Source organism: Peptostreptococcus anaerobius VPI 4330 = DSM 2949, assembly GCF_000381525.1.
Lineage (GTDB): Bacteria > Bacillota > Clostridia > Peptostreptococcales > Peptostreptococcaceae > Peptostreptococcus > Peptostreptococcus anaerobius.
In genome coordinates this window covers 64,564-71,199 of record NZ_KB906606.1, presented here as the reverse complement: position 1 = coordinate 71,199, position 6,636 = coordinate 64,564, and the positions used below count along the sequence as shown (strand labels likewise).

The 6,636-nt window shown below is 36.8% G+C and carries 7 protein-coding genes; 1 reads left to right on the top strand and 6 read right to left on the bottom strand.

The annotated features are described in order from the left end of the window. Window positions 1–723: 723 nt before the first annotated feature. Together F823_RS0101035 and F823_RS0101030 are read right to left on the bottom strand one after the other, a co-directional pair. Complete coding sequence (locus tag F823_RS0101035) at window positions 724–1,596, bottom strand: alpha/beta fold hydrolase (protein ID WP_002845293.1); 873 nt, start codon at window positions 1,594–1,596, stop codon at window positions 724–726. A 97-nt stretch (window positions 1,597–1,693) separates the two neighbouring features. Beyond that, window positions 1,694–1,939 carry a heavy-metal-associated domain-containing protein gene (locus tag F823_RS0101030; protein ID WP_002845294.1) on the bottom strand — a complete coding sequence of 82 codons (246 nt, stop codon included), beginning with the start codon at window positions 1,937–1,939 and terminating at the stop codon, window positions 1,694–1,696. 311 nt (window positions 1,940–2,250) lie between these two features. Between F823_RS0101030 and F823_RS0101025 the strand changes: the two genes are divergently transcribed. Then, entirely contained in the window at window positions 2,251–2,664 is a 414-nt protein-coding gene (locus tag F823_RS0101025; RefSeq protein WP_019595268.1) for a flavodoxin domain-containing protein, read from the top strand. Window positions 2,665–2,847: 183 nt separating this feature from the next. Here the strand turns inward: F823_RS0101025 and F823_RS0101020 are convergent, their stop codons facing one another. The 4 genes from F823_RS0101020 to zwf form a co-directional block, all read right to left on the bottom strand. Next, window positions 2,848–3,486, bottom strand: coding sequence for a helix-turn-helix transcriptional regulator (locus tag F823_RS0101020; protein ID WP_002845296.1), 639 nt, complete (start codon window positions 3,484–3,486; stop codon window positions 2,848–2,850). 268 nt (window positions 3,487–3,754) lie between these two features. Next, entirely contained in the window at window positions 3,755–4,264 is a 510-nt protein-coding gene (locus tag F823_RS0101015) for a QueT transporter family protein (RefSeq protein WP_002845297.1), read from the bottom strand. Window positions 4,265–4,562: 298 nt separating this feature from the next. Continuing rightward, the gene (locus F823_RS0101010; RefSeq protein WP_002845298.1) at window positions 4,563–5,186 is read right to left on the bottom strand and encodes a cyclase family protein; all 624 of its coding nucleotides are present in this window, start codon (window positions 5,184–5,186) and stop codon (window positions 4,563–4,565) included. A 1-nt stretch (window position 5,187) separates the two neighbouring features. Further along, window positions 5,188–6,630 carry a glucose-6-phosphate dehydrogenase gene (gene zwf / locus F823_RS0101005; protein WP_002845300.1) on the bottom strand — a complete coding sequence of 481 codons (1,443 nt, stop codon included), beginning with the start codon at window positions 6,628–6,630 and terminating at the stop codon, window positions 5,188–5,190. Between the last annotated feature and the right edge of the window lie 6 nt (window positions 6,631–6,636).

Here is a 6,636-nt window from a genome sequence, read left to right as displayed (position 1 = left end):
ATTAGTAAACTTTTCAGTATGTTATCCATGTGTATAGGGCAGGTTACCCACGCGTTACTCACCCGTCCGCCGCTCATCTTTCATCAATGCAAGCATCAAATCAGACGCGCTCGACTTGCATGTGTTAGGCACGCCGCCAGCGTTCATCCTGAGCCAGGATCAAACTCTCATAAAAAAATTTGTTCTCGCTCAGACTATTGTTATCTCTAAAATATCTGGCTTGGTTTGTTTGTGGTTTAAATCAAGTAAGTTTCCTTACATGGTTTAAACGATTAATCAATTGTCACTATGTGACTTTTGAATTAACCTGCTGTTCAATTTTCAAAGTTCATATTCATTTGTCGTCTCACCTGACGACTTATTAATAATAACATATTCATTTCATAATGTCAATATGTTATTTAAAGTTTTTTAAAGTTTTCCAACCGATACATCGGCACTCTGAAAAATCTTTTCTAAAAGCAAACTTGCTTCTTAACTTTTTAATATCACCGTGTATTACAGTCCTTATATACACTGTATCTCTCAGCGACAAGTAATACTATACACTCTTTTTATATAAAGGTCAATAGTTTTTTATATTTTTTTATTTTTTTGTTACTTGCAAAAGTAAATTCCACCATGATATGGAATTTACTTTTACCAAATACACTTTATTTGTATACGGAATTTACTTGTTCAATTCACCTTTTTATTTTTCTCTAATGATTTTCAAAGAACCTATTATCTTCCTATAAAAAATTCACCTATATCCTTTAGTATATGTTCGTTTCCACGGCAATTAGTCAGCTCGTGCTTAAAGCCATCATACACCTTGTAGGATACGTCTGTATATCCAACTCTTCTAAGGCTCTTTATACTGTCATTTAAGCCTGACATTCCACCTGTTATAGGGTCCTTTTCTCCACTTATACTGAGTATAGGTAGGTCCTTGTTAGAGCACTTAAAGTTCGCATATTGGTGCATCTCATAGTCACTCTTCCATATAGTGTATATGCCACCTATTGTGTACTTGTAACCTACACATAGGGGGTCTCTTCTCACTTTTTTCATAATTTCAGGGTCAGAGTTTATCCATGAGTCATCCTCCCACTCGCCCAGTTTTGTCATTATCTTACTAAAAGATTTTTCACCCTTTAATGCGGTTATTATCCTGCCAATAAATAGTCCAAATAAAACCTCCGTCCTATAATTGACAGTTCCACTGATTATCAACTTGTCTATTTCAGTGTCATACTTTTCTATATAACATCTAGCAAACACAGAGCCCAACGAGTGTCCAAACATATATAGGGGTAGGTCCTTGTAGGTATTTTTCACATATACACTTACCTCATGTAGGTCCTCCACTATCTCATGAAAATTGTTCATATGACCTAGAGGATGGTCTTCTGATACAGACTCCCCGTGCCCCCTGTTGTCGGATATTATGGCGGCTAGGCCTATAGAATTTAAGAACTCGCAAAATTTATAATATCTTTTTCTATGTTCCTTGGCTCCGTGAACCAACTGAACTACACCAACTGGATTTTCAATATCAAATTTTGTTACAGCAAGAGAAAAACCATCTCTCATCTTTATGAACTCTTCAACCATGACCTACCTCCATATGATTACATATACCACTATATTGAACATCAAAAAATAGATATATTATTACTGTAATAATTATTTGCTGCAATAACTACTTGAACTAGAAACCAAAAAGGGTCTTTTTGTATGGTTCTATTTTCATTTGAACCATCTCATATCCAGCATCCTCTACCACTTGTCTCAATCTAGCTTCATCTATATCCTGATCAGTCACAAATACAGTCTCTTCTTTTTTGTGAGACGATTTTACCTTCTTGGAATCAAAAGCCTTTTTTATAGCTTCATTCATGTGGTTTTCACAATTCCCACACATCATACCTTTTATTCCTACTGTTATTTTATTCATACTTATACCTCCTTATCATTACCCATATGGGGTATTTATAATATTATACCACTAACAAGAAAATTTATTAATACTATTAGTGAATCATATAAAAATTATGGTGGTATGATTTAGTAATCTATTAAGAAAAACTCCCTTACAAATGCAAGGTATATATTAGCAGCTTAAAAAACTTTCTCATAAGTGTAACATATGCATTGACAACTAAGAAATAACTAACAATGATTTTTTTTAAATCTATTTACTTAATTAATAATTTATGTTAAACTGTATGTAAATGAAAATCTTTTTCGTTAAGGAGGAATTTTAATATGAAATTAGGTATTGTATATTGGACAAGCGGTGGAAACACTGAGGACCTAGCAAATAGACTAAAAGAAACAGCTCAGGGAAAGGGAATGGAAGTAATTATGTCAGATGTTGATTCAGCTGATAAGGATTCTATACTAGGTTGCGATGTAGTTGCTTTTGGTTCTCCTGCTCAGGGTACTGAAGAAATATCACCAGAAATGGAAGACTTGATGGATAGCATCAATGATGAAATCAAGGACAAGAAAGTACTTCTTTTCGGCTCATACGGTTGGGGCGACGGAGAGTATATGGAGGCATGGCAGGAGACAATAGAGTCAAAGGGTGCCAAGCTAGCCACTGCTCCTGTAGTTTGCCTTGAAGCTCCAGATGATGAAGCTTTTGCCAAGATAGACGATGCAATTGCTTCACTATAAATAAGACACGACTAAAATGCACTGGGCAGTGTACCGACCCCAAAAAGTTAGACTTTATTAGCGAGACAGTTTCGGCTGACTCGCTATTTTTTATGCCGCCAAGGTTAAGAGCCTATTTAAATATAAAAAATGGCGTGTACGATAAATAATCTCTATCATACACGCCAAATATTTTTACTTATCTTACTTTTTGGACTTACCTATAAGCACTGGAATAACCATCATAACTATTCCTATAAACATTGCCAATATACCATATGTACCAAGACTCAGGTCTGTATCTACAACTAGACCCAATAAATACATAACACTACCTACCCCAACAAGGATTCCTCCAAAAACCTTCATCTTGGATTTCTCAGAATCCTTATTTTTACCTAATACCAACTCCACTATATCCTTAACACCTATCAATAAAAATGTTAGGACTCCACAGAATATAAGGATCGAAAATGCCATTCCAAAGTGATTCTCCATTGATGGTGGAACTACAAGCCCTATCAAGAGACTCAATACTCCTGCACCTAAAAGAGATGCCCCTATTTTTATTCCTATAAGATTCATATTTTTCCTTCTGTTCTCGCTACCGTCGTTTATTAATTTTTCTGTCATATTGTTCATATCTTTACCTCCAAATACTAATTCATCCAGGGTCATATTAAATGCTCTAGACATATTTATTATCATCTCTATATCGGGTAAGTTTTTGTCATTTTCCCAATTTGATACTGCCTGTCTCGATACATTTAACATATCCGCCATTTTCTGCTGAGTTAAATTTTTCTCTGCCCTTATCTTTTTTATCTGTTCACCAAAATTCATATCTGTATTACCTCCTAAAAAAATTCTACTATATTCCAAGGTCTAATGAAAGAAAGTCTCTCTTGCACCTGTATTTTTTGTGTAAAGTAGCTCTTGCATCCTTTATATTTCAATGTTTCTCTGTCTTGTAATATATATTACATTAAAATAGCGCACCACGCAAGGTGATGTAATCTTTTATGGTAAATAACAAATACTTATATACTTCTTATTCATATAACAAATAAAAAACAGGTATCCATCTCTCTTAGATACCTGTAATTCTAAATTACTTAACTGTTCCTAACATCTGAATATCTCTACCCATAACAAGGTCATTAAACCTCTGGTTCTTCATCATCATCTTAAACAATACAACTCCTAGACCAGTAACTATTATCAGCTCAGACAAGAATATCTGACCTGCAATGGCAAAATATGCTGCTGGTTCCTTAGTCACTATAACTATCTCCGCTGCTATTATAAAGGCTGAAAAGGCCGGCATAAGTGATGCTATCCATATGTTCTTTATCTTTGACATGGCTGTAACTGCACAGAATGTAGCAAATGTACCCACTACTATGTCTATCATACCTAGTGATGATATGATATTAGATAGGGCGCAACCCACTGTAAGACCAACTACATACTGAGGATTGAAAAATGCCAATAGGGTCATTACCTCAGATAACCTAAACTGGATTGGACCGTAAGATAGGGCTGGTATGGCCCATGTTAATACTGCATACAAGGCTGCAACTATGGCCTGTCTTGTTAAATTCTGCTTACTTAAATTCATATTAAACCTCCGAAATTCTTATTCTAGAGATTCTGGGACCTAGATATGGTAGTCATATAAAAAACCGTGCCCTAAGATAGGACACGGTATAACTTACTAAAACTCATTGATTTTACTCATCATCTTAACCATATCCTTGTTTTTTAAAGAGGGTACCAAGAAAACTCTAAGGTTGATTATATGGTATTTAGATAAATTTGTCAAGCAATTAATTATTAAACTTATTATTGTTTCATTTGTTTAAATAGTAGTTATGGAATGATTATTTAAATACTATAAATATTTTTCAAATAATCAACTAATCTATTTTTATTAATATAGCCCTAACTGGTGACGCTTCTGCACCAACCAATCTAAGCGGCAGGGCCCTCAGTTCATATTCACCAACCGGAACATCCTTTAACCTCATATCTTCAATCACTCCAATTCCCGCACCCAGTATAATTGAATGGGTAGGATGGTCTTTTTTTCCTCTTTCTATACTCATGGCATCTATACCAAGGGTCTTGATACCAATATCCCTCAGATAGGCCGCTGCATCCTCTTCTATATATACAAAATTAGGATCGAATTCATCAGAGTATGAATTTCTAGTCCTGATGATAATCCTCTCTTCTGGCTGGATATCGTGTGGTTCTAGGTCTTTTTTATGGATAAACTCCTCAACTCCTGATAGGTCTATCAACCTCGCTCTTCCCATATATAGGTCAAGATCTATATCCTCCATAGTAGTTCCACCATCTATCATATGAAAGGGTGCGTCTACATGGGTACCTGTATGGAGGTTCATGCACAGGCTAGATTCATTGACTGTAGTATCCTCATACCTAGTATCTATTCTCCAAGATGGCTTCTTGAAGTCCTTGTTCTTGTAGACTGCCATGTCTACTTGTATGGGTCTTGAAACGTCGTATATCTTCATCCTATACCTCCTTGCTCGAATACCAATGAGTACCAAAGCTCTCTATCATATCGTCAGCTTCCTTTGGTCCCCTAGTTCCTGGTTCATATAGGCAGATCCTACTTCCAGCCTCTTTCCACAAGTTAACAGCCTCATCTACCCACTTCCAGCTATACTCTATCTGTGGCCACTGTGAGAATAGGAAATGCTGGCCATCTGATACTGCCTTTATTAGTCTTTCATAGGCCTCTGGTGTATTGGCATGGGCATTTACATCACAAGATTGGCAAAAGTCCATGTCCACCTTTTGAGTGTCATAGCTAAGACCGGGTGTCTTTATATTGAATGACAGCTTTACTCCTTCATCAGGCTGTATGTGGAAGTGTAGCCTATTGGCAAACTGGTTTTCGTTGGCCTTTTTGAAGTTGATGACAACATTAGTCTCCCTCTTGTCCAGCTTCTTACCAGTCCTGATTATGAAAGGCACTCCCTCCCACCTAGGGTTGTCTATAAATACGGCCATAGCAGCATATGTCTCCGTCTTGGATTCTGGATCTACCTTGTCCTCAGACCTATATCCGCTATATTGCCCCATGACAAGGTGCTTGTCTATATTTTCCTTTGACATAGGCTTGATTGCCTGGAGTACATTCTGCTGGGCAACTGTAACTGCGTATGGTGAGACCTTTTCTGGCATCTCCATAGCAAGGATTGACAGAATCTGGAATAGGTGGTTTTGAACCATATCCCTCATGGCTCCTGACTTGTCGTAGTATCCACCCCTAGTCTCAACACCAACTTGTTCCCTAGCAGATATCTCTACAGACTCTATATAGTCCTTATTCCAACAAGACCTAAATATCATATTGTCAAACCTTAGGGTAGTGATATTCTGGACCATTTCCTTGCCAAGGTAGTGGTCGATATGGTAGATATAGTCTCTTCCAAACATAACTTCCATATCCTTAAATAATCTTTTGGCATCTTCTAGGTTTTCCCCAAATGGCTTTTCTACTATGACCTTGGCTCTTCCGTCAGTCCACTCTTTTTGTCCTAGCCCCCTAGTAATAGGGTCAAAGAACCTAGGAGCTACAGCATAGTAGAACAGCATCCTGTAGTCTGAGTAGTGGCTATCGAAATACTCGAATAGGCCCTTGTACTCCTCAATATTAGATATGTCCATCTTGTAGTAATCTAGCTGGTCCTTAAATAGGTTCCACTTTTCTTCTGTATATTCAAGCCTTGAAAACTCCTTGACCCAAGGCTTTACATTTTCTATATACTCTTCCCTAGTCCAGTTTCTCCTACCAATGATCAGGACCTTCATAGGCTCCTTGCCCTCTCCAACTTGATTGAAGAGGTTGTAGACTGCTGGTACTAGCTTTCTATTTGTAAGGTCTCCTGTGCCACCAAATATGACAAGAAGATCTTTTTCTATATCGTCTTTTATATAATTTTTATACATGACTTC

Bases quoted from the DNA above. Each gene is read 5' to 3' on its own strand.
- F823_RS0101020 (WP_002845296.1), bottom strand. From the start codon at position 3,486: ATGAATTTTGGTGAACAGATAAAAAAGATAAGGGCAGAGAAAAATTTA.
- F823_RS0101010 (WP_002845298.1), bottom strand. From the start codon at position 5,186: ATGAAGATATACGACGTTTCAAGACCCATACAAGTAGACATGGCAGTC.
- F823_RS0101035 (WP_002845293.1), bottom strand. From the start codon at position 1,596: ATGGTTGAAGAGTTCATAAAGATGAGAGATGGTTTTTCTCTTGCTGTA.
- F823_RS0101015 (WP_002845297.1), bottom strand. From the start codon at position 4,264: ATGAATTTAAGTAAGCAGAATTTAACAAGACAGGCCATAGTTGCAGCC.
- zwf (WP_002845300.1), bottom strand. From the start codon at position 6,630: ATGTATAAAAATTATATAAAAGACGATATAGAAAAAGATCTTCTTGTC.
- F823_RS0101030 (WP_002845294.1), bottom strand. From the start codon at position 1,939: ATGAATAAAATAACAGTAGGAATAAAAGGTATGATGTGTGGGAATTGT.
- F823_RS0101025 (WP_019595268.1), top strand. From the start codon at position 2,251: ATGAAATTAGGTATTGTATATTGGACAAGCGGTGGAAACACTGAGGAC.